Here is a 26,866-nt window from a genome sequence, read left to right as displayed (position 1 = left end):
TATTAAAATAAGAAAATGAAAAATTTCAATTATAAATGTAAAAAATGTGAAACCATCAACAGCATTTCTCCCGATTGGTTCAGGGGAAATGAAGAGAAAAAAATTCATGTTTGTACAAAATGCGGCAACAAAATTCAACTCAATGTACTGAAAATAAGAGAAGACATTTATAATAATTTCAAGACGGCAACCGAATTGGTTTCTAGCAAAGCACCTTCTATCAATGAATTATATTTAAAAGTAAATGTCAAAGAAGAGCTTAAACGCCTCATCAAATTGGATGAAGAGATCATCATCATCGGGCGCGGAAATGAATTGATAAGCGAAGTTTTCTTGGACGAAGATCAAAAGAAATTTCAAAGGATCAACATTCCCGACAAATTCGTTTCATCAAAACATTGCAAATTAAAATTAAATCCAAAAACACAAAAAGTCACGATTCAGGATTTGGGAAGTTTAAACAAAACTTACATCGAAGACAAAGAAATCAATCCCGATGATGAATTAATTTTAAAAATCGGAAAATCAATTAAGATCGGACAAACTATTTTAGAAATATGTTAAAACACATTACATACAACAAATTAAAAGTTTGATACACAATATTATAAAACCAATTCAAATCATCATAAATTCGTTTCACAATACTAAAACAAGATGGACAATACAGTATTAATGCCCGTAGAAGGCAAGAAAAAATTCAAGCTCACAGGCCTCACTGTCCCACAGCTTAAAGTCCTGAATGAATACCGCAACAACATTTTCAAAGCTTTGGCGGCTTTTGGCGGCGCTTATGTCGCATACGAAACCTACCAAAATGTTATTGATATTTCCGAAGAAGAATGGAAAAATCTCCTTCCGGATGAATTGGAAAAATTGCTCGGTGGTTTTTTACAGGAAAATATCGATGTCGAGGAATGTCTTCCTGTTCCGGAAATTATCATCAACGAATCCGAAGCTCCTGAAATCATCAATGAAAATTCTGCTGTTTCTGAAGAAAAAGAGGAATTGGAAATCATTGACAACACAGGAAAAGCGGAAGAAATTTTAGAGGAAAAAGGAATTGATGAAAATTTAATTGAAGAAATTACTTCGGAAGAAACCAATATGGTAATCGATGAAGAAATGCAGGAATATCTCAATTCCGACGAATTTCTTTCTGATTTAAATGACGACTCTGCTGAAGAAATTATCATCAATGATGAATTTGTAGAAGATTCGGAAAATTTAATTTTTGAGGAAGAAATTTCTGAAACTGCAGAAACCCTTAACGAACAGGGAATCGATGATAATTTGATTGAAGAAGTTACAATTTCAGAAGAAGAATTGGAAATCGACGAAGAAATGATGGCTTACCTCAATTCGGGCGATATTTTAATTGATTTGAATGAAGATTCTGCCGAAGAAATTATCATCAATAATGAATACATCGATTCAGACGAAGAAATTTTTATCGATGACGATTCAGGTTATGAACTCGAAAACGACGGAGAATTATTGGAAGAAACCGAAGATTGGGAAGATGATGAAGACTTTGATGACATCGACCTCAACGATATACCCGACAACATATGAGAAATTTTTTAACAATTTTATTAGTCTCAATTCTAAGTTCGGGATGCAGTTCAGCGTATGAAACTTATAAATTAAATCAAGAATTTAAAGTTTCATTGGACAAAGACGGAATGGGGGGTTATGTCTGGAAAATGAAGCCTGATTCGCTTGTAACCATCATCAACGAATACGAAGAAACTTATTTCAACGATACAACCCAACTCAACGAACGAAACAAAATTTTTGAATTAAAAGCAATCAAAGAGGGTTCAACTGAATTGCAATTCATCAAAAAAAGAAGCTTCGAACCAGACTCATTGGTACCATCAGAAAATTATTATTTAAAAAAAATCAGAATCAAATAAAACTTATTTAGCATGAAATGAAGCATTAATGCGGAATTCCATGTGGCAAAAAATTAACAATTAAAAAATAAGCACATGAAAAATATAATCACTTTAGTTCTTGCTTTGAGTTTCTCTATCGCTTTCAGCCAGGATTTCAAACTCAAAGGAACAGGATTTGACAAGCCGACCGAAAAGGAAGTTGCAACCACCAAAAAGCTCAAATCTGAATTCATAGGAGCCGGAGAAAAACTATACGAAACTACACTCAAAAACTATGCAGACGTAAGCCAATCTAAATTAGATTTAAGAGAGATTGGAGGCGTTACTCCTGTCCGCGACCAGGGAACTTGTGGTTCATGCTGGGCTTTCAGTGCAGTTGCTGCGATGGAATCGAATTACGCATTGAAGCACGGCGAATACATTGACCTTTCTGAGCAATCGATTTTAGGTTGTTCAGGCGGTGGAAATTGTGCCAACGGAGGTTGGTATTCAACCGTTTTTGCATGGTTGCTCGACGACAGTTCAGCGTTTTTGACAGATGAAACAAATTCTCCTTACATTAATCAGGACGCTTGTGCGCCCGATGCCAAACCTTTAGAATTGAAAGTTATCAACTACGGCGTTTTGGAAACGGAAGATTGGTTGAGTTCAAAAAACAAAATCGAAGACATAAAAGCTGCCATAATCAAATACGGTGCGGTTTCCGCTGCAGTTTTCTCAGGAAACAATGACTTTTTGGATTACAAAACAGGTGTCATTCGTGGCAATAATGAATATGGAGTGGACCATGCCATCACGATTGTTGGGTGGGACGATAGCGTTCAGGCTTGGTTGATCAAAAATTCTTGGGGGGAGCTTTGGGGTGAAAAAGGCTACGGCTGGGTGGGTTATGATGCCTGCAACATCGGATTGGCTTCTTGGGTGGACATTTCTTCGAAAGATAGCAAAATCATTCCGGTACCTATCTCCCCGGATAAAGTGGTGGTTAATTTCATCGACCAATTGGGAAAAACGCAAAACTATCAGGAAATTTATGTAAAAGTAGATGATGGTGAACCTTATCGTTTTTACATGAATGAAAAGAATAAAGAATACCATAACTACGTTCCGATGTCAAAAGGAAAACACAATATCCAGATCATCACTAAAAGTGTCGTGGAGAAAAACGGTAAAAATGCGATGATTTTCGGAGTTTTAAAAGGTGATATCGAAGTAGATAAAAATAAAAGTTTTACTATCGAATACGACAAAGTTTTCAAAGACAATGTATTCAATTTGAAACTGAAATAATTGTTTCCATAATTTATTTCAAAGGTCGTCCGTGTGACGGCCTTTTTCATTTTATATACTTAATTTTGGTACGATGAAATTGCTCGAACTCAAAAATTTATTCCAGAAAGAATTAAATTCAATTTACAGCGAATCAGAAATCGATATGATTTTCTTTTGGCTCGCAGAAAAAATTGTGGACAAACCCGCTTCCATTCTGAAACTTGCTTTGAATGAGGAATGGACGGAATTCGAACAAAACAAAAACCGTTTCATTTTTCAATTGATGGAACTCAAAACGCACAAACCTTTTCAATATGTTTTGGGTGAAACTGAATTTTATGGTTTGAAATTTTTCGTCAATGAAAATGTCCTCATTCCTCGCCCAGAAACCGAAGAATTGGTCGAATGGATCATCAACGATTACCGTCACCCTGAACTTTTCGAAGGGCAGAAGATTATCGACATCGGCACCGGAAGCGGCTGCATTCCAATTACTTTGAAAAAAAATCTTCCTGGTGCTGAAATATCAGCTTTAGATTTTTCTGAAAGAGCATTGGAAGTAGCAAAAAATAACGCAGGATTTCATCAAACAAAAATCGAATTCATCCATTCAGATTTTCTCAAAATGGATTCTTCAGCTTTGCCAAAATTTGATATTATCGTCAGTAATCCACCTTATATCGCAGATTCTGAAAGAAATTCGATGGCTAAAAATGTGCTTGAATTCGAACCTGCTTCTGCCCTGTTTGTTCCCGATGAAAATGATTTGATTTTTTATGAAAAAATTATCGAATTTGCTCAGGGAAAATTAAATCCAAACGGAAAAATTTATGTCGAAATAAATCAGAATTTAGCCCAAAAAACCGAAGAATTATTTCAAAATCATTTTAATTTCGTCGAATTAAAAAAGGACATTTCAGGAAATTACCGAATGTTGAAAGCTTTTAACCAATAATTTATGAAACCATTTTTTTATTTAATTTTTCTATTTTCATTCAGTTTAAATGCGCAATCTTTGGATGAATTATCTTATAAAATTCTGCAATTAGATGAATCACTCCTAGAAAAACATACAGCTAAACTCTATTTAATTTTACACGAAAATGTTTCTGTCACACATTCCAACGGATTCACGGAAGACAAATCCAAAATAATAGAAAATACGGCTTCATCATTTATCAAATACGCTAAAATCGAACAAAAAAATGATTCTGAATTTGTGAAAATTGATGATAATTCTTACATCGTTTATCGTTTCATCAAGGTTTCAGGAATTTATGATATTTATGATTTCAGTATAGATTTGAGGCTGATGGAAGTTTGGATTTGGGAAGAAAATCGCTGGCAATTATTAGGCAGACAGAGTCTGCAAATCAACAAGAATTAATGCTCATAAATCCTAACTTAAACTTAGCAAAAGGGATTTGCAATTTTCCTTACCTTTAAACAAAATTATCAAAAAATGAACAGCATCATACCAGTAAAAGCATTTGGAACTTCTGCTCCTGATGCAGATTTAGAACAAATTCAAATTGACCGAAGAACCATTACACCCAACGATGTAGAGATTGAAATCCTTTATTGTGGCGTTTGTCATTCTGACCTTCACACCGCAAGAAACGACTGGGGCGGGACCAAATACCCATCCGTTCCCGGACACGAAATCGTGGGACGCGTAACATCAGTAGGAAGTCAGGTAAATAAATTCAAATCAGGCGACCTGGTCGGTGTGGGTTGTATCGTTGATTCTTGCAAAACTTGTAGCAGCTGCGCACAGGATTTGGAACAATATTGCCTCAACGGTTTCACCGGAACTTACAATGGTGCTGACACACATTTGGGTGGACACACATTTGGCGGCTATTCGGAAAAAGTTGTGGTAAGAGATGAGTTTGTGCTTAGAATTCCTGAAAATTTAGATGCAGCAGCAGCTGCGCCATTGCTTTGTGCAGGAATTACAACATGGTCTCCGCTTCGTTACTGGAACGTAAAAGAAGGAAGTAAAGTTGCAGTTGTGGGATTAGGAGGATTAGGACACATGGCGATTAAATTAGCAAAAGGTTTGGGCGCTTCCGTTACACTTTTCTCACGTACTCCCGGCAAAATGGAAGATGCAAAAGCTTTGGGTACAGATGAAATTATAATATCCACCGATTCAGCACAGATGAAATCAGTACAAGGGAAATTTGACTTGATTATTGATACCGTTCCGTATGTGCATGATGTAAATCCTTATGTTTCAACTTTGAATATCAATGGAACTTTGGTTTTGGTGGGATATTTAGGACCGTTGGAGCCGATGCTGCATACCGTTCCTATGATTTTGGGACGTAAATCTGTGGCGGGTTCTGTAATAGGCGGTATTGCTGAAACTCAGGAGATGCTTGATTTCTGTGGAAAAAATAACATCGTTTCGGATATCGAAATGATAAATATGCAAGACATCAATGCAGCTTACGAACGTATGCTCAAAAGCGATGTAAAATATCGTTTTGTGATTGATATGCAGAGTTTGAAAAATTAAATCCAAATTAATATTCTAAAGCCTTGTTATGAATTTCAATTCAGACAAGGTTTTTGTTTAAATTTAAATTCATCTAACTCAAAAACAAAATTCCATACCTTTGATTTATGACAAAAAAGATTATTTCATTCATTCTATTTATATTTATTTCTATTGTTGCATCAGCGCAAACTGTTGAAGAATTTCTCACCGCCGACACTTGGAACATTGCCTACAAAATAAGCGAAGCAGGTGAACGCACTGAGGAAGCAGAAGAAACAATACAAAGCAATTGGGTGAAATTTAATGCCGACGGCAGTTTTGAAACACCTGATAAAATGACGGGGCGAAATAAAGGAAAATGGAGATATAATCCTGAAACGAATGCTATCACTTTTACCGAAAGAGGTTCCACTTACAAAGCTATCGTTGAGGAAATCAGTGACATTGGACTTTTGTTGAATTATGCGGACAACGGCGGATTTAAAATCGGACTTATCCATTATGTCTTTATCCCGAAAATAAAATCGAACGAACAAACGGAAGCCATTTTGACTTCAGGAAAATGGATGGTCAATTTGAAAAGATACGATGGTGACATCACAGAAAAAACACCGGACGAACAAAAAGAAGAAACTTGGTACGTGTTCAATGCGGATAATACTTATCAAAAATCTGAATACACAGGCGGAGAAAGTGCAACGATAAGCGAAGGTTCTTGGTTTTTAGATGATAAATTTCAGTTGAATATTGATGCTTCTGAAAATACAATTTATACAGTGGTTGGCGACAATTCTAAATTGATTTTCACTACTACAACCGGAGGCTACAACACAATTGAAATGACAAAAGCAAAGTAAATCTGCTTGTTGGTTAATGGTTCTTAGTTGGAATTAATTAAATTTAGAATTCTTGTTTCTTATGTCTAATATCTAAAATCTCAATTATGGAAATTCCAAAAAATCACCAAACAATTATGCCTTACCTCATCTTGAAAGATGTGAGAGGTTTCATCAAATTTGCATTGAATGTTTTTGATGCGCAGATTTTAGAAGAACATTTGGACGAAGACCACCGCGTCATGCATGCAGAAATTAAAATTGGAAATTCAACCATAATGATGGGCGGTGCCAATGAAATCTGGAATGTCAACAACGCCGGAATGTTTATCTATGTTGAAAACACGGACAAAGTTTATCAATATGCTTTAGACAATGGTGCAGAATCCATTATGGAAATAGAAGACAAAGAGTATGGCCGTTCAGCCGGAATCAAAGATCCGTTTGGAAATATTTGGTGGATTACTTCGGTTTAATCTCCTAGTCAATTCAAGCGAACTCGAGAATTATTTATGATTTCATTCATGATTAAACAGATTCCTCGTTTGTCGGCATGACAACATATAATTATTTAGATTTAGACATGTAAAAAACCAATTTCCCACCATTTACAATATCTGAATGTTTCAATTTATAATCTTTGATTTCCTTTCCGTTTAATTCCACTTTTTTGACGTAAACATTTTCTTTGCTTTGGTTGATTGATTCTACCGTAAAAGTTTTTCCATTTTCTAAATTGATGGATGCTTTATCTACCAAAGGACTTCCCAGCGAATACCAATCACTTCCCGGTGCAACCGGATAAAAACCCATCGCCGAAAACATATACCAAGCGCTCATCTGTCCGCAATCGTCGTTTCCGCCGAGTCCGTCAGGCGTAGGTTTGTATTGCATTTCCAAAATGTGTCTTACTGTTTCCTGTGTTTTCCATGGTTCGGAAGACCAATTGTACAAATAAGCCACATGGTGCGCCGGTTCGTTTCCGTGTACATAACCGCCGATGATGCCTTCACGTGTGATGTCTTCGGTATCTGCAAAAAATTCATCCGGCAAATGCATCGTAAAAAGTGTATTTAATTTTTGAGTAAATTTCTTTTTACCACCCATTGCTTTTGCTAAATTTTCAGGATCATGAGGTACGAAAAAGCTGTAATTCCAGCTGTTTCCTTCGATGAAGCCCTGTCCGTGCGTGTCATTGATGTCAAATTCTTTTCTGAAAGTTCCATCGAGTTTTTTGGGAAGCATCATGGTGATGGATTCATCAAAATTATTTCTCCAATTTTGTGAACGTTTGATGAATTCATTATAAACATCCATCCGTCCTAATTTCATTGCAGCCTGTGCAATCGCCCAGTCGTCATAAGCATATTCCAAAGTATTGGAAACCGAAGTTCCGTTTCGTTCATCAGGTATAAATCCTAAATCGATATAATCGCCGATTCCTTCATAGTTTCTTTTGTTAGCGGTCACAATACAAGCATCTAAAGCTATATTTGCATCTCCGTCAAAAGTTCCTTTGATGATTGCGTCTGCAACGACTGTTACACTATGGTAACCGCTCATACACCAATTATCGTTCGCATAATGCGACCAAATCGGTAACATTTTGAGTGAATTTTGTTCGTAATGTTTCATCATCGATTTGACCATGTCGTTGTTGCGCGAAGGCTGAACGATGTTGAAAAACGGATGCAAAGCACGATAAGTATCCCAAAGTGAGAATGTGGTGTAATGAGTAAATCCATCTGCTTTGTGGATTTCTTGGTCAAGCCCTTTGTATTCACCATTTACATCCATATAAGTAGTTGGATTGATGAACGAATGGTAAAGTGAAGTATAGAAATTTGTTTTGTCATTTTCAGAAGCTTCGATTTGAATTTTGTTTAATTCTTTGTTCCAATCGGCTTGTGTTTGATTTTTCACGGCTTCAAAATCCCAACCCTGAATTTCACTCTGCATATTTTCTAAAGCATTGTTTTGGCTTACAGGCGATAGAGCGAATTTGATTTGAATTTTTTCGCCTTCTTCGGTATCGAAATCGAAGTGCATTCTGATTTTTTTACCTGCAATTTCAGGGAAATTTTCATTTTGGTTAAATTTTCTCCAGAATCCACGGTAAACTTGTGTCGCATCAAAATCTTTTCGACCATAATTTTTAAAAGGCTTGGAAAAACTCATCGCAAAATAAACCGTTCTGGTTCTAGCCCATCCGTTTGTTTGTCTGTAACCTGTAATCAAAGAATCATTTACAACCCTCACATACGTCCAAACTGTTTTGTCGTCATAATTGTAAATTCCAGACATCAAATCTAAAATAATATGCGCGTTATTTGATTTTGGAAAAGTATATTGATGAAATCCGGTTCGGGTGGTGGCGGTTAATTCTGCTTTAATTTTATAATCTTTTAAATTCACGCTGTAATATCCGGCTTGCGCAATTTCTTCATCATGAGAAAATCTGGAACGAAATCCACTATCTGGGTTTTGAGCTGTCCCGGGATTCATTTTCAACTCCCCGACGGTCGGCATCACGAGAAAGTCTCCCAAATCGGAATGTCCCGTTCCGCTGAAATGCGTATGGCTGAAACCGACAATGGTTTTGTCTTCGTAACGGTATCCAGCACAATATTTATAAACGTCTTTGTTATACTTTCCATTTAATTCGTAGGAAATCGTATCAGTATCGGGGCTGAGTTGGACCGATCCGAAAGGTGCGGTCGCGCCGGGATAAGTATGTCCCATTTTTTCGGTTCCGATGAGTGTATTTACGTATGGTAATAAATCTTTTTGCTGTGCAGACAAATTCATAAAAGTGAAAGGAATTAGTATCAAAAATAATTTTCTCATAGAAGTGTACTATGGTACGAATTTAGCTAAAAAATTATATCTTCAAATTAAGGACTTCAAATGATTTTCATCTGTCCGAAACTTGTTAAATTTACTTCGAATTAGAGAAATGCCACAGAAAGAAAAAATCTGGAATAAAAATTTTGTAATTGCCTGTATTGGGAACTTTCTGGTTGCCTGTTCGTTCAATTTGCTGATGCCTACTATCCCGATTTACCTTGCCGATGAATTGGGAATTGAGCCTTCACAAATCGGGATTGTACTTTCTTCTTATGCGGTTGCATTACTGATTATCAGACCATTTTGTGGTTTTGTAGTGGACGTATATGCAAGAAAGCCTTTGTTTTTATTAGGAATTTCACTTTTCATTTCTGCTTTTTTCGGCTACTATTTTGCGACGACAGTAATGTTTTTTGTTGTACTTCGATTTGTACACGGTTTGTTTTGGGGTTTGGCAACAGTTTCTGCCAATACGGTTGCGATTGACATTATTCCGGCATCCAGACGCGCAGAAGGAATCGGATATTTCGGAGTAAACACCAATATTGCGATGGCAATTGCGCCTTTTGTCGCGGTCAATATTTATGATTCTTATGGATTTCAGGTTTTAATCAATTGTGCATTGGTCATGGGATTTTTGGCAATTATTGCGGTTTGTTTTATTAAAGTTCCTGTGAGGCAAAAACTGGATAAAATCCCGACGATGTCGCTTGACCGATTTTTATTATTGAAAGGATTGCCGATATTTTTCAATCAATTGTTCATCTCATTTGGATGGGGAACTTTGGTTGCATTCGCAGTGTTGTATGGAAAACAAACAGGAATCCACAATGCGGGAATTTTCTTTTTGTTTTTAGCGGGAGGAATTGTTTTGTCGCGAGTGACTTCGGGAAAATTTGTGGACAGAGGTCATATCCATAAAGTAATGGCGACTGCTTTGCTTGTTATTTCGATTGGGTTTCTTGGGTTTGCAATTCTGCACAGCATTTATGCATTTTGCGTTTCAGCATTTTTAATCGGGATTGGTTACGGAACCCTTTTTCCTGCCTTGCAAACGATTTACATCAATATGGCACCGAGTTCAAAACGCGGAACTGCGAATTCAACTTACTTGACGGGATTTGATTTGGGAATCGGAATCGGGATGCTGTTGGGTGCTTATTTGGCTGACCATTATGGGTTTTCGATGATGTATTTAATAACTGCAGGAGCATGTCTGGTTGCACTTTTTATTTATTGGTTCAATTCGAAAGGGGTTTATGAGAGAAATCGGTTGAAGTAAAAATTTTACTGGATATAATATTACATCGCAATTGTTATTCTATTTTTGGTATTGAAAACTTAACTTTTCTCTGTAGTGCTCAGGGAAATCATTTATGGCTGTTAGCAATCTTTGGTAATTATTTTCCTTAATGATTTCATCTTCGAGATAATAATTGTAATTCTTAAATAAAAAGAAAAATAACAAGCGGTTATAATCATCTAATTTATTATCTGAAATTATTGATAGAATCGTTTGTTCTATTTCCTCATTATTTCTAGTTTCTGACAATGCCCTGCCAAGCCTGCCAATGCTTCCGTAATAATGATTTTTTACCGGATTTTCAATTCTGAATGAAATTCCTAAAATTAAATCCTGTACATTGATATCTAACTCCTCTAATTCTTTTATATAAGTATTTCGTTTTCCCCAAGCGTAGCTTCCATCAGAAACTCTGTCAAAACGATCATTCATGATATCCAGGTGTGCTTTCAAAAATATTCCCCAATTGTAAGTCTCCGCAGAAAGCAATGCTATATTTATAGCATGATCTCTCGGACTTGTGTCTTGGCTGCATCCACCGATAACTTGTGTTGTCCTAAATTCATCAAGAAGTTTAGTTTTCTTTTTATCAGATAATTTTGTCCAGTTTTTAGGTAAATCGACCCAGCCTTGTTTAGCATTTTCTTTAAATTTAGTTGTAGTGGTATCAATTAAACAATCGCTGTACCCAACCATCATACCATAGGTTTGAGGCAATTCTATGGAAACAAATTTATTTGGGAAATAAAAAGCTTCCAGTGACTCGTCCATATAATCTCTTTGTTCATAATATTGATAAAGCCACCAATTCATCCTATCATTTTTATAAGCAGATAAGTCACTTATCTCTATGCTAAATCCATAATTATTTTTCAAATCAAAATGCTCAAATTCAACAGCTTTTTTACCTTCATAATTTTCGATATTGCGCTTGATGATTAAATTGTTTTTTTCAACAGAGGCCTGGGGATACTTATCTATGAATTCCTCAATTGAAATCTTATTATCAATGTCTTTTTTTGCCTGTTTTATATTGCCACTATCCAACTTTATTATATATCCTATAGTTTGTTGTTGCGAATAGAACTTCTTATCGAGGTCGCAGCTCTTAAATTTTAAATTCAAGGAATCTACAATGCTTCCAAGCTTATTCATAGCCTGTTGGCTATATATTAAACCATTGTCATAAACTTTAAATTCAGAATATTGACTATAAGCGAAGATATTGAATACTAATAGTAAACAAATAGTTGTCAAGGTTTTCATAAATTATTTTTAGAGACGCTCTAATTTAAACAAAAAAAACGTAATAATATTATGATTTTGAATCAGCTAGTATTGATTATTAATTACCCATTTGCTAAAATCATCTTTATTCAAAAGAATTAGATAAATTTAAAATAAAGATTTTCATTCATATCCGAAACTGAAAGTTCAAATGCTTCTTTGTAAGAAGAAATCTTTTATCTAAAAAATCTCTTTTGCAATAGCTTTAACAGCTTCGCTTTTACCCATGGAATAATAATGCAAAACGGGAATTCCTGCTTGTTGTAATTCTTTAGATTGCTGAATAGCCCACTCAACTCCTACTTCTTGAACCGCTTTGTTGTCTTTGCATTTGATAACTTCTATGAGTAATTCATCGGGCAAATCGATGTGAAAACGATGTGGAATCATATTGATTTGTGATTTGGTTGTAATGGGTTTAAGCCCCGGAATGATAGGTACTTCGATGCCTTCTTTGCGGCATTTTTCAACAAAATCAAAGAATTTCTGATTATCAAAAAACATTTGTGTAACGATGTAAGTTGCTCCGTTTTGGATTTTCTTTTTGAGGAAATGTAAATCATTGTCAAGATTGGGTGCTTCCATATGTTTTTCGGGATAACCTGCCACACCGATGCAAAAATTGGTTGGACATGGATTTTGCATTTCGTCATCGAGGTAAATTCCTTGATTCATACTTTGAATTTGTGCCACCAAATCACCTGCGTAAGCATTTCCTTCTTTTTCGGGACGGAAATAAGTTTCATTTTTGACGGCATCTCCACGGAGTGCCATAACGTTTTCAATCCCTAAAAAGTCTAAATCAATCAGAAAATTCTCAGTATCTTCTTTTGTAAATCCGCCACAAAGTATGTGCGGAATGGCATCTACCTTGTATTTATTTTGAATTGCAGCACAAATCCCAACTGTACCCGGGCGTTTTTTAACGATGTGTTTTTTAAGTAATCCATTTTCCTGTTCTTTGTAAATGTATTCTTCACGGTGATAAGTAACGTCAATGAACGGCGGATTGAATTCCATCAAAGGATCAATATGATCGAAAATTGACTGGATGTTTTGTCCTTTCAATGGAGGTAAAATTTCAAATGAAAATTGAGTTTTACCGTTTGCGTTTTTTATATGTTCTGTTACTTTCATTTGCGTTGAGCGTTATACACTTTGTGTTATAAGTTATCTGCTAAGTTGGGTGCTAGCCATTTTTCGGCTTCCTGTTCGCTTATATTTCTTCGTTTTGCGTAATCTTTTAATTGGTCAAAAGTAATTTTTCCGAGTCCGAAATATTTGGCTTCTTCATTTCCGAAATAATATCCGCTGACGCTGGATGCAGGCCACATGGCAAGACTTTCTGTAAGCTGAACCCCTATGTTTTCTTCAACTTTTAATAATTTCCAAATGGTTTTCTTTTCCAAATGATCAGGACAAGCCGGATAACCGGGCGCAGGACGAATTCCTTTGTAGCTTTCGGAAATCAAATCTTCGTTCGATAAATTTTCATCTGAATCGTAACCCCAATCTTCTTTACGGATTTTTTTATGTAAATATTCTGCAAATGCTTCCGCCAAACGATCTGAAAGTGCTTTGATCATAATAGAATTGTAATCGTCGTGTGCGGCTTCGTAAGCTTTGGCAAGTTCTTCAGTTCCGAATCCTGTACAAACACAGAAACAGCCTATATAATCAGAGATTCCGGTGGCTTTGGGTGCAATGAAATCTGCAAGCGCAATGTTGGGAATTCCTTCTTTTGCTTTTTTAGATTGCTGGCGCAATGTCAGAAATTTGGTTAAAATTTTTCCGGATTCGTCATAAATTTCAATGTCATCATCATTGATTGAATTCGCAGGAAATAAACCGTAAATGGCTTTGGCTTGCAATAATTTTTCATCGAAAATTTTCTTTAATAAGGTCTGTGCATCTTTGAATAATTCTCTTGCATTCTCACCTACCAATTCATCATTTAAAATATCAGGATACCTTCCATGCAAGTCCCAGCTTCTGAAAAATGGCGACCAGTCGATGTATTCTTCCAATTGAGTAATGTCAAAATCTTCAATGATTTGAATTCCTAAATGATTGGGTTTGGTAATTTTTGAATTGTTCCAATCAATTTGAGTTTTGTTAGTCCTGGCATCTTCGATGGATACATAATCTTTTTGTTTACCACGTTTGAGGAACTGTTCGCGAAGTTTTTCATATTCCTCACGGATTTGTGCTTTGAAGGTTTGGTTATTTCCATTCAATAAATCTCCTACAACGGTTACCGCTTTGGAGGCATCATTAATATGAACAACAGAATGGTAATTCGGAGCAATTTTCACTGCAGTATGTGCTTTGGAAGTAGTCGCACCACCAATCAACAAAGGAACATGGATGTTGTTTTTTTCTAATTCTTTGGAAAGCGTTACCATTTCATCTAATGAAGGTGTAATCAATCCGCTCAAACCGATGATATCGACATTGTGCTCTTTTGCTGCTGCGATGATCTTTTCCGGTGGAACCATCACACCTAAATCCACAATCTCATAATTATTACAACCCAAAACTACGCTGACAATGTTTTTACCGATGTCATGTACGTCACCTTTTACGGTTGCCATCAAGACTTTCCCAGCAAATTCTTTCTTTCCACTCTTTTCCGCTTCAATGAAAGGCTGCAGATAAGCAACGGCTTTTTTCATAACACGTGCAGATTTTACGACTTGCGGAAGAAACATTTTTCCGCTTCCGAATAAATCTCCGACTACTCCCATTCCTGTCATTAAATTTCCTTCGATGACTTCTATCGGTTTCGTTGCTTCTAAACGTGCTTCTTCTGTATCTTCTATGATAAAACTGTCAACTCCTTTTACCAAAGCATGTGTAATTCTTTCCTGAAGCGGCAATTGGCGCCAAGCCAACAGTTCATTTTCTGAAGCACCTTCTTTTTTCTGGTCTTTGATGCTTTCGGCATGTTCCAATAATTTTTCAGTAGCATCGTCATTTCTGTCGAATAAAACATCTTCGATGTAACCCAAAAGGTCTTTGGGAATGTCATCATAAACTTCCAGCATTTCAGGATTTACAATCCCCATTGTCATTCCATGCTGAATCGCATGATAAAGAAATGCAGAATTAATGGATTCGCGCACTACATCATTTCCCCGAAAAGAAAAAGATACGTTGCTCACACCTCCCGAAATATTTGCATAAGGTAAATTTTCCCTAATCCATTTGGTTGCTTCGAAAAAATCAAGCGCATTTCGGCGGTGCTCCTCCATTCCGGTCGCAACGGGAAATATATTCGGATCGAAAATAATGTCTTCAGGTGGAAATTTTACCACATCGACCAAGATGTCATAGGAACGTTTACAAATTTCAATTCTTCTTTGGTAAGTATCGGCCTGTCCGTCTTCATCAAATGCCATGACAATCACTGCTGCACCATATCGTCTGACCAATTTTGCCTGGTGAATAAATTCTTTTTCGCCACCTTTTAAACTGATGGAATTCACAACGCATTTCCCCTGAACAACTTGTAATCCTGCCTCGATAATTTCCCATTTGGAACTGTCAATCATGATCGGAACGCGGGAAATGTCGGGTTCTGAAACAATTAAATTCAGAAAAGTAACCATGGAGTGAACACCGTCGAGCATCCCTTCATCCATATTGATGTCGATGATTTGCGCACCACCCTCTACTTGTCCACGCGCAATCTCTAGCGCTTCTTCGTATTGTTCTTCACGAATTAATCTCAAAAACTTGCGTGAACCGGTAACGTTGGTTCGTTCACCGACATTGATGAAATTTTTATCGGGCGTAAAAACCAAAGGTTCTAAACCGGAAAGTTTTAAATATCTATTGGGTTTATTTTGCATTTTAAATGGTGAGATTTTTAATTCGTGGTTGAAATTGTTCAGCGACTTCAGCCATGAATTTTATGTGTTCCGGAGTTGTCCCACAACAACCTCCGATAATGTTGATTAATCCTTCTTCCAAATATTCTTTTACCAATTCCTGCATTTCTTTTGCAGTCTGGTCATATTCTCCAAAAGCGTTGGGCAAACCTGCATTTGGATAAGCGGAAACAAAAAACTCTGTATTTTCAGATAATCTTTTCAAATAAGGTTTTAACTGATCCGCACCTAAAGCGCAGTTGAAACCGACGCTCAATAATGGAATGTGCGAAATTGAAATCAAAAATGCTTCTACCGTTTGTCCGGAAAGTGTACGTCCGGAGGCATCTGTAATTGTTCCTGAAACCATGATTGGAAGTTGGATATTTCTTTCTTCAAAAACTTCATCAATCGCAAACAAAGCTGCTTTGGCATTGAGTGTATCGAAAATCGTTTCCACCAAAATGATGTCTATTCCACCGTCAATCAAAGCTTCCGTTTGTTGTTTGTAAGCAATTCTCAATTCATCAAAAGTAACCCCTCGGAATTCTGGACGATTTACATCGGGCGATAAACTTGCAGTTTTATTGGTCGGTCCAATGCTTCCAGCTATGAATCTGGGTTTGGATGGATTTAACTGAGTAAATTCGTCTGCTACTTTTTTAGCAATTTTTGCCGATTCAAAATTCAATTCATATACCAAATCCTGCATATCATAATCCGCCATAGCGATTGTCGTTCCGGAAAAAGTATTGGTTTCGAGAATGTCTGCTCCGGCTTCGAGGTAAGCTCGATGAACTTCCGCTATCGCTTGTGGCTGCGTCAGGGACAGCAAATCGTTATTTCCTTTTAGGAATAAATGATAATCTGCAAAGCGTTCTCCACGGAAATCTTCTTCGGAAAAATTATAACGTTGTAACATGGTTCCCATCGCACCGTCGAGAATCAAAATCCTTTTTTCTAATTCGGATTCAATATTTGGTTTCTTCATTTTCAATTAATTAAATCAATAAAACTTCACCACAATGGACACGAAGTTTTATACAAAGTGCACAGAGGTTTAATCAAAATATTAAAAAGAAAATTGGAAATTCTCCGCATGGAAAATTATTTTTCGCTATCTATCTCAACTTAAAAATTAAGAGTAGAATTTAGCACCTTCTCTGACTGGCAAAGGGTTGCTAAGGTTTCACAGGGTCTATTCCCTCCACCTTTCTTGATAACATATCAGTAAGTCATTGAACTTTTCAGTTGCAAATATCGGTTAAGAATAATAGAAAATGCAAGTTTTTTTTGAATTACTGCAACATTTCCCAAATTTTGATAGCTTCTTTTGCTTCTTTCACATCATGAACACGCAGGATTTTTGCACCTTTTTGAAGGGCGTAAAAATTCAACAAACTCGTTCCGTTGAGTGCTTCTGAGGGTTTTAAATCCAGTAATCTGGTGACCATAGATTTTCTTGAAACACCAACCAGTAAAGGAAATTCATCGAATCCAATTAAATCTAAATTTTTCATCAATTCATAATTGTGTTCCACCGTTTTTCCAAATCCAAATCCGGGATCTAGAATGATGTCGTTGATTCCCAATTGTTTCAATTCATTGATTTTCTCAGAAAAAAATTGATTGACTTCAATCGCAACATTTTCATATATCGGATTCTGCTGCATCGTTTTCGGCTTTCCCTGCATGTGCATCAAAACGTATGGAACTTTCAATTCTACAACGGTTTGTAATAAATGTTCATCCAGATTTCCGGCTGAAATATCATTAATAATTGCAGCTCCGGCTTGAATGGATTCTTTGGCAACTTTGGAGCGATATGTATCAACGGAAATCAAAATTTCCGGAAATTCTTTTAAAATTGATTCAACGATGGGAATGACTCTGTTCAATTCTTCATTTTCAGAAACTTCAGTTGAACCGGGACGTGTAGAAATTCCTCCAATATCTACAAAATCTGCACTTTGATTTAACATAGTTTCAACTTGGTTCAAAGCATTTTGGATTTCAATATTTTTTCCGCCATCATAGAAAGAATCAGGAGTTATATTGAGAATTCCCATCACTTTGGGTTGTGATAAATCTACGAGTTTTCCTTTGCAGTTAATTTGCATAATCTTATGGTAATTTAAAACGTAAGCCCTATTTTTGGTTCGGAAACGAAGTTATGGAAAAAACATTAGAGCAATATCAATCTGTTATTTCTGAATGCAGAACATTGTTTGAGAAGAAATTACAGGATTATGGTGCTGCATGGCGGATTTTGAGGATGAGTTCTCTGACCGACCAAATTTACATAAAAGCCAACAGAATAAGAAGTTTACAAGAAAATTCTGAACGAAAAATAGATGAAGGCGAAGAAAGTGAATTCATCGGCATCATCAATTATTCCTTGATTGCATTGATTCAATTAGAATGTGGCATTGCCAATCAGATTGATTTCAATGTAGAAAAATCATTGCAAGAATTTGATAAACAAGTAAATATAGCGATTCAATTAATGCAAAACAAGAACCACGATTACGGCGAAGCCTGGCGCGAAATGCGTGTGAGTTCCATTACGGATTTGATTTTGCAGAAAGTTTTGCGCATCAAACAAATTGAAGATAACAAAGGTAAAACAATCGTTTCTGAAGGACTGGATGCCAATTATTTAGACATGGTTAATTATGGGGTTTTTGCGTTGATATTACTTAAAAAAATAAGAAAATGAAAATCATCAGCACATTATTAATTCTTGTTTTCTTGATTCAAAGCTGTGCATCATCTAATCAACCTATTATTGTACAACCTAATCCCATGACATTCTCTGAAAATAATCAATCTGGATTGATTGTGGGAACAATTACATTTCTCAATGAAAGAGCAAGATTTGGAAATTATAAAGTAGAAATTACGAATATGAGTACTAATGCTGATATTGTTGAACGTAATAGTACTACAATCACATTAGTTCCCAATTTACTTTGGAAACCAAAACACAAAGGTGAACTGGATAACGGTTTAACATATTTGGTAGTTTTTAAAAGACCAAAAGGATCTTATGAGATTTACCATATTAATTTATTTGGTCAAGGTGCTTACACTTCCTTCTCCTCTGTTTACAGTGGTTTTTCTATTCCTTTTGAAGCTGAAGAAGGAAAAATCACCTATATTGGAAATTTAATAATTGATGAATATTCAGGTAAAGATGAATATGGGGTTGCTTATAGAAACAATTTTGAAAGAGATATTGAAGAATTAAAAAAAATCTATCCTAACGTAAAAGTTAATCCAGAAACAATTAGAAAGGATACACTTCACATTAAATAATAAAAATGAAATACATCGTACAGATTTGCAGAGTAATTGTCGGAATTATATTCATCCTTTCCGGATTTGTAAAGGCAATTGATCCGATTGGATTTAGTTATAAACTGGAAGAATATTTCGCGCCAGACGTTTTCAACATTCAGTTTTTACATGATCTAGCTTTGCCTCAGGCTACGTTTTTCAGCATTTTTGAAATCATTTTGGGGGTATTTTTATTGTTGGGAATTTTCAAGAAATTCACGAATTGGAGTTTGTTGATTTTAATTGTATTCTTCACCTTCCTAACGTTTTACTCGGCTTATTTCAACAAAGTTACCGATTGCGGATGTTTCGGAGATGCAATGAAATTGACACCTTGGCAATCCTTCTGGAAAGACATTTTCTTGTTAATTTTAATTATCATTATTTTCATCGGACAGAAACACATCAAACCTCTGATTGAAAAATCTAAAGTCAGTTTTGCCATCAGTGCGGTGGTTTTGTTTTTGTGTGGATGGCTTGCATTTACGGGAATTAAATATTTGCCTATCATCGATTTCAGAGCTTATGCAGAAGGAAAAAATATCACGGAAGGGATGAAATCTGCGGAGGAATTGGGATTGGATCCACCCAAATACCAAGTGCTTTATACGATGAAAAATAAAAAAACAGGAGAAGTAGTTCAAATTACGGATACTGAATATACCGACAACGTGAAATGGTACGAGGAAGGAACGCCTTGGGAAATGGACTCAGAAAAAACCGAAAGTAAACAAATTTCTGCCGGTTATGAGCCGCCAATTCACGATTTTATTTTGGATTGTGACGGCGAAGACAAAACGGAATTTTACTTAAATGAGCAGAAAGTTGTGTTTTTCCTGATTCCATTTGCAGAAAAATTGACTGCTGAAGAAATCAATATTTTGAATAAATTATATAAGGAATTGGAAGGAAAAGCAAATGTTGCGGTTTTAACCAATTCAGACATTGAAAATGCAGGATTTGCTTATTGTTATGTAGATCAAACGCAGTTGAAAACAATTATCAGAAACAATCCGGGAATTATGACTGTGAAAAAAGGAACGGTTGTAAAAAAATTCCATGACAATCCGATTCCAAGCTCGGAAGAGATTTTGAGTTCGTTTTAATTTATCATTCTTAATTCAAAATAAATAAGTGTTACGTTACCTCACCAATAAAATTTTTTATGGATTGATTACACTTTTTGGTGTGATAACGATTATCTTTTTCCTGTTCACAGTGCTTCCCGGCGATCCTGCACGTATGATGCTCGACCAGAAAGAAGACCCTGAACAATTGGCACAAATCCGAAAAAGTCTGGGACTCGACCAACCTCTTTGGAAACAATATTTATTTTATCTAAATGACCTCTCGCCTGTTTCGATTCATTCCAAATCGGAAAATTCTTATACATCGATTGAATCGGAAAAATATGAAGGTGCAAATTTATTCAGTGTTGGAAAAGCAACCGTTTTGTTGAAATATCCATACATGCGGACTTCATTTCAGAAACAAGGAAAAACGGTTACAGATATAATCAAAGAAACTTTGCCCAATACGATTCTTTTGGCAGTTTCGGCGATTACGTTTGCGATTATCATCGGAATCCTTTTAGGGATTTGGTCTGCGTTGGTGAAGGACAGTTGGATTGACAGAAGTCTTTTGGTAATCACGAGTTTTGGGATGAGTATTCCTTCGTTTTTTTCGGCAATCATAGTGGCTTATATCTTTGCGTATTTGCTGCATGATATAACCGGGTTTTCGATGACGGGAAGTCTATATGAAATCGATGATTTAGGCGCAGGAAAACATTTGACTTTGAAAAATCTGGTGCTGCCCGCTTTTACTTTAGGGATTCGTCCACTGGCGGTAATTACGCAGTTGACGCGAAATTCTTTATTGGAAGTCTTGAATCAGGATTACATCAGAACGGCTTATGCAAAAGGTTTGAGTTCGAGGAAAGTAATTTGGAAACATGCTTTGAAAAATTCCTTGAATCCTGTGATTACTGCGACTTCAGGATGGTTTGCGTCAATGCTTGCCGGAGCGGTTTTCATTGAGTTTATTTTTGGTTGGAACGGATTGGGCAAAGAAATCGTCAACGCATTGAATACTTTGGATCTACCTGTTGTGATGGGTGCGGTTTTGGTGATTGCTACTGTTTTTATATTCATTAATATATTGGTGGATATATTGTATGGGATTCTGGATCCGAAAGTAAGGTTGAACTGATTTTATACTACGAACACAAACTTTGTACTGTCAATTTTGCATTTTGCGGTTATCTTTGCACTAACAGTAAGCATAGAAAAACAACCTAAAAATTAAACCAGAACAAAATGAGTAAAACAATCCTTTTCTTTTTGGTTTTAATAAGTACAGCAACTTTTAGTCAAAATAATAAACACCTAGATAAGGATATATATTCGATCATTGATGGAAATGCAGAAACATTGCTTCTAGAATCAAAAGCATATTCGGTTTCTATTGGTATCGTAAAAAATGGGAAAATTTACACCAAACATTATGGCGAAATTGACAAAGGAAAAGCCAACAAAGCCAATAATGATACTTACTTTGAAATAGCCTCAGTCACAAAAGTTATGACAGGGTATTTACTGGCAAAAGCTGTTCTGGAAAAGAAGGTCAATCTGAATGATGATATTAGGAAATATTTGAAAGGAGATTATAGGAATTTAGAATTTAACGAAAAATCAATACACATCAATGATTTAATTTCTTATGAATCTGCAATTCCAAGCGTTTTACCGGATGACAGAGAAATTATGAAAACTTTTGATGATAGCACAACATTCAAACTTGTGGAATTAACTAAAAACTATACTAAGCCTGACTTTTTGAGAGACCTTAAAAAAATAAAATTAGACTCACTTCCCGGAACAAAGTATCTTTATAGTAATCCTAGTCTTGAGTTGACGGGATTGATATTGGAAAATATTTACGAAAAACCTTTTGAAGAATTACTAAGGGAAAATCTTTGGTCAAAACTAAAAATGAACCATACAAAATTTGCTTTAAATGCCAATGAGCAGTTAGCTAATGGTTATAACAGCAATCACATTTTAATGCCTCATTTTGTTAGTAATTTGTGGGGTTCATCAGGTTTACAAACAAAATCAACTTTGGGTGATTTGATGCAATTTCTGCAATTTGAATTGGAAAGTCAAAATAAAACGGTACAAGAAACACAACGAAACGTTAAAAACAGCAAACAAAATTGGTTTGGTTATTTTTGGGACAATATTTATATTTCCGAGTTAGGTAAATATGCTTACAAACACGGAGGAGCTTATGGCAATCAGGTTATGTTTTCTGTATTTCCGGAGCAAAATCTGGGAGTTTGTATAGTGGTGAACATCAGCGGACCGGAAACACACAGAATTCTTAGCAATTCAACTTTTCATATCGCTAATGATTTACTAACTAATAATAATAGTAGAAAAAATGTTTATGGTTATAGATTAACAAATGACAAAGTAATTTTCACATATCAACATAACCAAAAAGCAAATGCAGATTTGATAAATCATATTTCAGTTGCAGGTTCATTCAATGATTGGAATCCTGAAAACAGTAAATTTCAAATGGTAGTGAAAGGCAATAATTTATTTGAACTTGAATTGCCAAAATCACAATTTGAAAAAAATAAAGAATACCAGTTCAAATTTGTAATCAACAATTCTAGATGGATAACATCACCAAAACACGCATTGAACAACGACCAAACACCGGATAATAATTTGACATTAAAAATAGAATAATGATGCCCGTAACTAACAAAGAGATTTTTATCATTTCTTTTGAAAAATTTACAATTTAGATTTTTTTAACATATAAAATTCATCTAAATTTAGACTGTTCAAATTAGATAGTTAAACCTAAAAATTATACAATTTTATGAGAAGAAAAATCGTTGCCGGAAACTGGAAAATGAACCTTACATTTCCACAAGCAAAAGAGTTGGCACTTCGTTTAAATACGTGGGTTCACGCCAATAAACCATCTGTCGAAATCATCATTGCACCTACGCATTTGTACTTGGATCAAATCGGAAAAGATTTGAAAAACAGTAAAATCCGTGTAGCTTCACAAAATGTTTCTGCGATGGAAAACGGAGCTTATACCGGAGATGTTTCAACTGAACAGCTTCAATCAATAGGTATTAATTGCAGCATTGTGGGTCATTCTGAACGCAGACAATACCACAACGAACAGGACAAATACATCGGTAAAAAAATCACGCATCTTTACGAGCATGGGATGACTCCGATTCTTTGTATCGGGGAAAAATTGGAAGACAGAGAGGCTGGAAAACATTTTGACGTAGTAAAAGAGCAAGTTACAGTGGCTTTGGAACGCCAGGATCCTGATAAACTGAAAGATTTGATTGTTGCTTACGAACCTGTTTGGGCAATCGGAACGGGAAAAACTGCCACGCCTGACCAAGCGCAGGAAATGCATGATTTCATCCGTAAAACCATCGGTGCAGAACATGGAATTTCTATTGCTAACACCACGAGCATCCTTTATGGAGGGAGTGTGAATGCAGGAAATGCTCGCGATCTTTTTGAACAATACGACATCGACGGTGCGCTAGTGGGTGGAGCTTCATTAAATTTAGATGATTTCACTACGATTATCAAAGCCCGTTATTAATTATGGAGTAAATTTGCACCATAATCAAAATCAGAAATGAATTATATCGAATATAAATTTACTATCACGCCAGTTGAACCCTGGCGTGATATTTTTTTAGCGCTTTTGTCGGAATGTGAATTTGAAAGCTTTGAAGACACTACCAATGGTATGAATGCGTATGTGAGAAAGAATCTGGATGATGAAAATGAAGTTTTGGAAAGGATTGAAGTCCTGCATGAATCGAAAATTGAATACATCAAAACAGAAATCGAACAAGTCAATTGGAATCAGGTTTGGGAATCAGGTTTCCAGCCAATTATAGTCAATGATGAATGTTATATCCGTGCTGAATTTCATCCGATAAAACCTGAAATTCCTTACGAAATTATCATCCAGCCGAAAATGTCTTTTGGAACCGGACACCATGAAACCACGCATTTAATGGTGGAATACATTTTGGAATTGGATTTTGAAGGAAAGGCTATTTTGGATATGGGCTGCGGTACTTCCATCTTAGCAATTCTTGCCAAAAAACGCGGTGCAAAATATGCAGAAGCGATTGACATCGATGAATGGTCAACTGAAAATTCGCATGAAAATGCAGAAAGAAATGGTGTTGAATTGAACATCCGATTGGGCGATGTAAGCCTGTTGGGAGATAGGATGTTTGATACAATTATAGCCAACATCAACAGAAATATCTTGATTGCAGACATTCCCCAATACATAAAAGTACTTAACTTTGCAGGAGGAGAATTGATTTTGAGTGGTTTACTGGATACTGATTTTGATGATATCGTTGAAGTTTGTACTCAAAACGGTTTAGAATTTGTTTCAAAAAAACAACGTAATGAATGGATTGCGCTCCGATTTATAAAAAATTAATACCAATGAATTTTTCAGTAAAACCTCTTTGGAAAGAGGAAAATGAAGTAAATGTGATGGTTGCGGAAGAGGAAAAAAGAGTTCTTATTTTGCACAATGACGATGTAAATACTTTTGATTTTGTGATCGAATCTTTGATTGAAATCTGTGACCATACAGTGGAACAAGCGGAACAGTGTACCTGGCTCATTCATTACAAAGGAAAATGCGACGTGAAATCCGGAAGTTTTGATTTCCTTGAACCGATGTGTGTGGAATTGCTACACCGCGGTTTGAGCGCAGAAATCGTATAAAGAGATTCATCCTTCTTCGAATGACAAGAGTAATCCAAAATTGAATTTTCTAAATAAGAAAGCCACTTGATGAGTGGCTTTCTTATTGCATTCTAGTTACTTTACAACTATTTTAGCTGAGGTTTGTTTTTTAGAATTTACGTCCGTTAATTTCAAAATATAAATTCCTTTTGATAAACCTGATAATGAAACCATACTTTTCTTAGCTTCAATTTTCCCTTGTTTGATCAGTCTTCCGGCAATATCTATTAATTGATAATTGGCTTTGTCACTTTCCAATAATTCTACATTTACAAAATCAGTTGCCGGATTTGGATAAATTTTAAAATAAGAAGATTGAGCGTTCAAATCAGAAACAGACATTTCATCAATGTTAGACAAATAATCCAATTCCATCACGTCGGTATTTTGTGGATCTAACCAATTACTCACACGATTATTGTTAGTTCCGCCACCTGTCCATGAAAGGTCAAAACGTCCGTAAGCATCCCATTCATCATTAGTTGTACTTCCATTACAAGCAGCCCAACCCCCATAAAGGTTTCCAATGAATTTCCCTTCCGCATTGAACAATACGGAGCCTGAAGAACCACCTTCAGTTACACCCAATTCCCACTCTGATACCTCCCAGAAATTCTCATCCATACTTGTACTTGGAAAAACAGGGTCTTCATTCAAAGCAATTTTCATCAAATCTCCACTTGGATGACTGATGCCCACCGTAACACCTTCCGGCGCGCTATCTGCTCTACTCCAACCTGCGAAAACAACATCCCAGTCTTCCGGAATCGGATTGACCAATTCAACCAAGAAAAAGTCAGTATCAGAATTCTTTGCTTTCACGACAGCCCCGTAAGAAGTTTGTAAGAAATCAGGTGCTACACTCGTAGTATTTCCAGGACATTCCGGCTCGTCAGATTTCCAGTTAAACCTAAATGCAAGATTGGCTGTTGAACCCACAGAGTTTGAAAAACAATGATCTGCCGTCATCAGGTAAGGGGTTTTGTCTTCGGAAGTATTGTTCAACAAAGTTCCGGTACACCATTCAGTCCCTCCTGAAACTAATATTTCTGCTACAGCTTTCTTTTGGAATTCAAAATTATCACCAATAGCACAATCTACATCGAAATTACAGTTACCTGAATCGCCCGGAGATCTTTGAATAGCTTTTGAACGGTATCCGTGGACTACCTTTGCGACGGATAGTGTTGACAATCCTTTTACTGATTTAGGTTCGTACAATTCGAGGGTTACTTCTTCACCTTCAACCGGCCAGGTATTCAATGTTTTGATGTCATTGTTAACTACAGAAGTGAATGGTCCTAATTTAGAATTTCTTGTTTTATTGAAGACATATAATTCCGCTCCCTCAGCCAAATTGAAATTTTCCAAAACAAAATTTAATGTCAAAGCATTTTCTGATTTGACCGTCAATTGCCAAATTCTATCTCCATTTGGCAAATCTGTCCATGAACCTGAATTTTGCAAATCATAATTTGTTTCGAAACCATATCCGAAACGATAAGGTTTTGTGATTTCGTTTTGTCTTTGTAAGTCTTCATTGTGAATTTGTTCTAAATCAAATGAAGGCATGATTTTTACTTCTGCCTGAGGAATGTTGTTTTTTGACCAGCTTTTTGGATTGGTTTTGTTGGTTACCTGCCCGTTGGCTATTCCTATAAAAAGAAACAACAGCAACACTTTAATTTTTTTCATATTATTGAGGTTAGTTATTGAGTTCAAATATAAATATAATTTAAATAAAAAAGCCACTCAATGAGCGGCTTTAAATTTATATTGAAAACTTAAAATTAAGCTTCTTCAGTAGTTGGAGCATCAGCAGCCGGAGCAGCTTCTTCTTCAACTTTTACTTCTTTTGGTTTTGCA

At 35.9% G+C, this 26,866-nt stretch carries 25 protein-coding genes and 1 riboswitch; of the genes, 18 read left to right on the top strand and 7 right to left on the bottom strand.

What is annotated here, in order from left to right:
- The first annotated feature begins 15 nt into the window (after window positions 1–15).
- From B8977_RS09420 to B8977_RS09380, 9 genes are all read left to right on the top strand, one after another.
- On the top strand, window positions 16–564 hold the full coding sequence (locus B8977_RS09420) for an FHA domain-containing protein (protein WP_084017457.1): 549 nt from the start codon (window positions 16–18) through the stop codon (window positions 562–564).
- Window positions 565–657: 93 nt separating this feature from the next.
- On the top strand, window positions 658–1,575 hold the full coding sequence (locus tag B8977_RS09415; protein ID WP_084017456.1) for a hypothetical protein: 918 nt from the start codon (window positions 658–660) through the stop codon (window positions 1,573–1,575).
- Window positions 1,572–1,919 carry a protease inhibitor I42 family protein gene (locus tag B8977_RS09410; protein WP_084017455.1) on the top strand — a complete coding sequence of 116 codons (348 nt, stop codon included), beginning with the start codon at window positions 1,572–1,574 and terminating at the stop codon, window positions 1,917–1,919. Before B8977_RS09415 ends, B8977_RS09410 begins: the two co-directional genes overlap by 4 nt.
- Window positions 1,920–1,994: 75 nt before the next feature.
- Window positions 1,995–3,191, top strand: a complete 1,197-nt coding sequence (locus B8977_RS09405) for a C1 family peptidase (protein ID WP_084017454.1) — start codon at window positions 1,995–1,997, stop codon at window positions 3,189–3,191.
- A gap of 73 nt (window positions 3,192–3,264) precedes the next feature.
- Window positions 3,265–4,128: a peptide chain release factor N(5)-glutamine methyltransferase gene (gene prmC, locus B8977_RS09400; protein WP_084017453.1), complete on the top strand. Its 864-nt coding sequence runs from the start codon at window positions 3,265–3,267 to the stop codon at window positions 4,126–4,128.
- 3 nt (window positions 4,129–4,131) lie between these two features.
- A complete protein-coding gene (locus B8977_RS09395; RefSeq protein WP_084017452.1) occupies window positions 4,132–4,560 on the top strand; it encodes a nuclear transport factor 2 family protein in 429 nt (142 codons plus the stop codon).
- Between the two features lie 75 nt (window positions 4,561–4,635).
- Window positions 4,636–5,697, top strand: coding sequence for an NAD(P)-dependent alcohol dehydrogenase (locus tag B8977_RS09390; RefSeq protein ID WP_084017451.1), 1,062 nt, complete (start codon window positions 4,636–4,638; stop codon window positions 5,695–5,697).
- A 107-nt stretch (window positions 5,698–5,804) separates the two neighbouring features.
- Window positions 5,805–6,536: a hypothetical protein gene (locus B8977_RS09385; protein WP_084017450.1), complete on the top strand. Its 732-nt coding sequence runs from the start codon at window positions 5,805–5,807 to the stop codon at window positions 6,534–6,536.
- Between the two features lie 86 nt (window positions 6,537–6,622).
- Complete coding sequence (locus B8977_RS09380; protein WP_084017449.1) at window positions 6,623–6,991, top strand: VOC family protein; 369 nt, start codon at window positions 6,623–6,625, stop codon at window positions 6,989–6,991.
- Between the two features lie 91 nt (window positions 6,992–7,082).
- Here the strand turns inward: B8977_RS09380 and B8977_RS09375 are convergent, their stop codons facing one another.
- On the bottom strand, window positions 7,083–9,362 hold the full coding sequence (locus B8977_RS09375) for a GH92 family glycosyl hydrolase (RefSeq protein WP_084017448.1): 2,280 nt from the start codon (window positions 9,360–9,362) through the stop codon (window positions 7,083–7,085).
- Between the two features lie 109 nt (window positions 9,363–9,471).
- Between B8977_RS09375 and B8977_RS09370 the strand changes: the two genes are divergently transcribed.
- Window positions 9,472–10,644: an MFS transporter gene (locus B8977_RS09370; RefSeq protein ID WP_084017447.1), complete on the top strand. Its 1,173-nt coding sequence runs from the start codon at window positions 9,472–9,474 to the stop codon at window positions 10,642–10,644.
- Between the two features lie 39 nt (window positions 10,645–10,683).
- Here B8977_RS09370 and B8977_RS09365 read toward each other — a convergent pair whose 3' ends face one another.
- The 5 genes from B8977_RS09365 to folP form a co-directional block, all read right to left on the bottom strand.
- Complete coding sequence (locus B8977_RS09365; RefSeq protein WP_084017446.1) at window positions 10,684–11,931, bottom strand: hypothetical protein; 1,248 nt, start codon at window positions 11,929–11,931, stop codon at window positions 10,684–10,686.
- A gap of 201 nt (window positions 11,932–12,132) precedes the next feature.
- Window positions 12,133–13,089, bottom strand: coding sequence for a methylenetetrahydrofolate reductase [NAD(P)H] (gene metF / locus B8977_RS09360; RefSeq protein ID WP_084017445.1), 957 nt, complete (start codon window positions 13,087–13,089; stop codon window positions 12,133–12,135).
- Window positions 13,090–13,115: 26 nt separating this feature from the next.
- Window positions 13,116–15,806, bottom strand: coding sequence for a methionine synthase (gene metH / locus B8977_RS09355; protein ID WP_084017444.1), 2,691 nt, complete (start codon window positions 15,804–15,806; stop codon window positions 13,116–13,118).
- 1 nt (window position 15,807) lies between these two features.
- Complete coding sequence (locus tag B8977_RS09350) at window positions 15,808–16,815, bottom strand: homocysteine S-methyltransferase family protein (RefSeq protein WP_084017443.1); 1,008 nt, start codon at window positions 16,813–16,815, stop codon at window positions 15,808–15,810.
- Between the two features lie 123 nt (window positions 16,816–16,938).
- Window positions 16,939–17,050: riboswitch (SAM riboswitch) on the bottom strand.
- Window positions 17,051–17,122: 72 nt separating this feature from the next.
- Window positions 17,123–17,944, bottom strand: coding sequence for a dihydropteroate synthase (gene folP / locus B8977_RS09345; RefSeq protein ID WP_084017442.1), 822 nt, complete (start codon window positions 17,942–17,944; stop codon window positions 17,123–17,125).
- A gap of 53 nt (window positions 17,945–17,997) precedes the next feature.
- On the opposite strand from folP, the gene B8977_RS09340 reads away from it, so the two are divergent.
- From B8977_RS09340 to B8977_RS09305, 8 genes are all read left to right on the top strand, one after another.
- Window positions 17,998–18,543: a DUF1599 domain-containing protein gene (locus tag B8977_RS09340; protein WP_084017441.1), complete on the top strand. Its 546-nt coding sequence runs from the start codon at window positions 17,998–18,000 to the stop codon at window positions 18,541–18,543.
- Window positions 18,540–19,142 carry a hypothetical protein gene (locus tag B8977_RS09335; RefSeq protein ID WP_084017440.1) on the top strand — a complete coding sequence of 201 codons (603 nt, stop codon included), beginning with the start codon at window positions 18,540–18,542 and terminating at the stop codon, window positions 19,140–19,142. The genes B8977_RS09340 and B8977_RS09335 overlap by 4 nt, the downstream gene beginning before the upstream one ends.
- A gap of 5 nt (window positions 19,143–19,147) precedes the next feature.
- The gene (locus tag B8977_RS09330; RefSeq protein WP_084017439.1) at window positions 19,148–20,269 is read left to right on the top strand and encodes a BT_3928 family protein; all 1,122 of its coding nucleotides are present in this window, start codon (window positions 19,148–19,150) and stop codon (window positions 20,267–20,269) included.
- A 28-nt stretch (window positions 20,270–20,297) separates the two neighbouring features.
- Window positions 20,298–21,374 (top strand): ABC transporter permease, encoded by a 1,077-nt coding sequence (locus tag B8977_RS09325; protein ID WP_084017438.1) that lies wholly within the window; start codon window positions 20,298–20,300, stop codon window positions 21,372–21,374.
- Between the two features lie 107 nt (window positions 21,375–21,481).
- Window positions 21,482–22,924 carry a serine hydrolase gene (locus B8977_RS09320; RefSeq protein WP_084017437.1) on the top strand — a complete coding sequence of 481 codons (1,443 nt, stop codon included), beginning with the start codon at window positions 21,482–21,484 and terminating at the stop codon, window positions 22,922–22,924.
- 136 nt (window positions 22,925–23,060) lie between these two features.
- Window positions 23,061–23,819 carry a triose-phosphate isomerase gene (tpiA, locus tag B8977_RS09315; protein WP_084017436.1) on the top strand — a complete coding sequence of 253 codons (759 nt, stop codon included), beginning with the start codon at window positions 23,061–23,063 and terminating at the stop codon, window positions 23,817–23,819.
- A gap of 36 nt (window positions 23,820–23,855) precedes the next feature.
- On the top strand, window positions 23,856–24,686 hold the full coding sequence (gene prmA, locus B8977_RS09310; RefSeq protein ID WP_084017435.1) for a 50S ribosomal protein L11 methyltransferase: 831 nt from the start codon (window positions 23,856–23,858) through the stop codon (window positions 24,684–24,686).
- Between the two features lie 5 nt (window positions 24,687–24,691).
- Entirely contained in the window at window positions 24,692–24,979 is a 288-nt protein-coding gene (locus B8977_RS09305; RefSeq protein WP_084017494.1) for an ATP-dependent Clp protease adaptor ClpS, read from the top strand.
- 96 nt (window positions 24,980–25,075) lie between these two features.
- Here the strand turns inward: B8977_RS09305 and B8977_RS09300 are convergent, their stop codons facing one another.
- Entirely contained in the window at window positions 25,076–26,695 is a 1,620-nt protein-coding gene (locus B8977_RS09300) for a T9SS type A sorting domain-containing protein (protein WP_084017434.1), read from the bottom strand.
- Window positions 26,696–26,866: the final 171 nt, after the last annotated feature.

The sequence above is a fragment of the Moheibacter sediminis genome (assembly GCF_900176425.1).
Classification (GTDB): domain Bacteria; phylum Bacteroidota; class Bacteroidia; order Flavobacteriales; family Weeksellaceae; genus Moheibacter; species Moheibacter sediminis.
The sequence above is the reverse complement of the archived record's forward strand: the minus strand, read 5'-3'. Positions and strand labels throughout refer to the sequence as shown.

What these genes read in the sequence shown, in the direction of transcription:
- B8977_RS09420 (WP_084017457.1), top strand. Translation starts at nt 16, where the DNA reads ATGAAAAATTTCAATTATAAATGTAAAAAATGTGAAACCATCAACAGC.
- B8977_RS09415 (WP_084017456.1), top strand. Translation starts at nt 658, where the DNA reads ATGGACAATACAGTATTAATGCCCGTAGAAGGCAAGAAAAAATTCAAG.
- B8977_RS09410 (WP_084017455.1), top strand. Translation starts at nt 1,572, where the DNA reads ATGAGAAATTTTTTAACAATTTTATTAGTCTCAATTCTAAGTTCGGGA.
- B8977_RS09405 (WP_084017454.1), top strand. Translation starts at nt 1,995, where the DNA reads ATGAAAAATATAATCACTTTAGTTCTTGCTTTGAGTTTCTCTATCGCT.
- prmC (WP_084017453.1), top strand. Translation starts at nt 3,265, where the DNA reads ATGAAATTGCTCGAACTCAAAAATTTATTCCAGAAAGAATTAAATTCA.
- B8977_RS09395 (WP_084017452.1), top strand. Translation starts at nt 4,132, where the DNA reads ATGAAACCATTTTTTTATTTAATTTTTCTATTTTCATTCAGTTTAAAT.
- B8977_RS09390 (WP_084017451.1), top strand. Translation starts at nt 4,636, where the DNA reads ATGAACAGCATCATACCAGTAAAAGCATTTGGAACTTCTGCTCCTGAT.
- B8977_RS09385 (WP_084017450.1), top strand. Translation starts at nt 5,805, where the DNA reads ATGACAAAAAAGATTATTTCATTCATTCTATTTATATTTATTTCTATT.
- B8977_RS09380 (WP_084017449.1), top strand. Translation starts at nt 6,623, where the DNA reads ATGGAAATTCCAAAAAATCACCAAACAATTATGCCTTACCTCATCTTG.
- B8977_RS09375 (WP_084017448.1), bottom strand. Translation starts at nt 9,362, where the DNA reads ATGAGAAAATTATTTTTGATACTAATTCCTTTCACTTTTATGAATTTG.
- B8977_RS09370 (WP_084017447.1), top strand. Translation starts at nt 9,472, where the DNA reads ATGCCACAGAAAGAAAAAATCTGGAATAAAAATTTTGTAATTGCCTGT.
- B8977_RS09365 (WP_084017446.1), bottom strand. Translation starts at nt 11,931, where the DNA reads ATGAAAACCTTGACAACTATTTGTTTACTATTAGTATTCAATATCTTC.
- metF (WP_084017445.1), bottom strand. Translation starts at nt 13,089, where the DNA reads ATGAAAGTAACAGAACATATAAAAAACGCAAACGGTAAAACTCAATTT.
- metH (WP_084017444.1), bottom strand. Translation starts at nt 15,806, where the DNA reads ATGCAAAATAAACCCAATAGATATTTAAAACTTTCCGGTTTAGAACCT.
- B8977_RS09350 (WP_084017443.1), bottom strand. Translation starts at nt 16,815, where the DNA reads ATGAAGAAACCAAATATTGAATCCGAATTAGAAAAAAGGATTTTGATT.
- folP (WP_084017442.1), bottom strand. Translation starts at nt 17,944, where the DNA reads ATGCAAATTAACTGCAAAGGAAAACTCGTAGATTTATCACAACCCAAA.
- B8977_RS09340 (WP_084017441.1), top strand. Translation starts at nt 17,998, where the DNA reads ATGGAAAAAACATTAGAGCAATATCAATCTGTTATTTCTGAATGCAGA.
- B8977_RS09335 (WP_084017440.1), top strand. Translation starts at nt 18,540, where the DNA reads ATGAAAATCATCAGCACATTATTAATTCTTGTTTTCTTGATTCAAAGC.
- B8977_RS09330 (WP_084017439.1), top strand. Translation starts at nt 19,148, where the DNA reads ATGAAATACATCGTACAGATTTGCAGAGTAATTGTCGGAATTATATTC.
- B8977_RS09320 (WP_084017437.1), top strand. Translation starts at nt 21,482, where the DNA reads ATGAGTAAAACAATCCTTTTCTTTTTGGTTTTAATAAGTACAGCAACT.
- tpiA (WP_084017436.1), top strand. Translation starts at nt 23,061, where the DNA reads ATGAGAAGAAAAATCGTTGCCGGAAACTGGAAAATGAACCTTACATTT.
- prmA (WP_084017435.1), top strand. Translation starts at nt 23,856, where the DNA reads ATGAATTATATCGAATATAAATTTACTATCACGCCAGTTGAACCCTGG.
- B8977_RS09305 (WP_084017494.1), top strand. Translation starts at nt 24,692, where the DNA reads ATGAATTTTTCAGTAAAACCTCTTTGGAAAGAGGAAAATGAAGTAAAT.
- B8977_RS09300 (WP_084017434.1), bottom strand. Translation starts at nt 26,695, where the DNA reads ATGAAAAAAATTAAAGTGTTGCTGTTGTTTCTTTTTATAGGAATAGCC.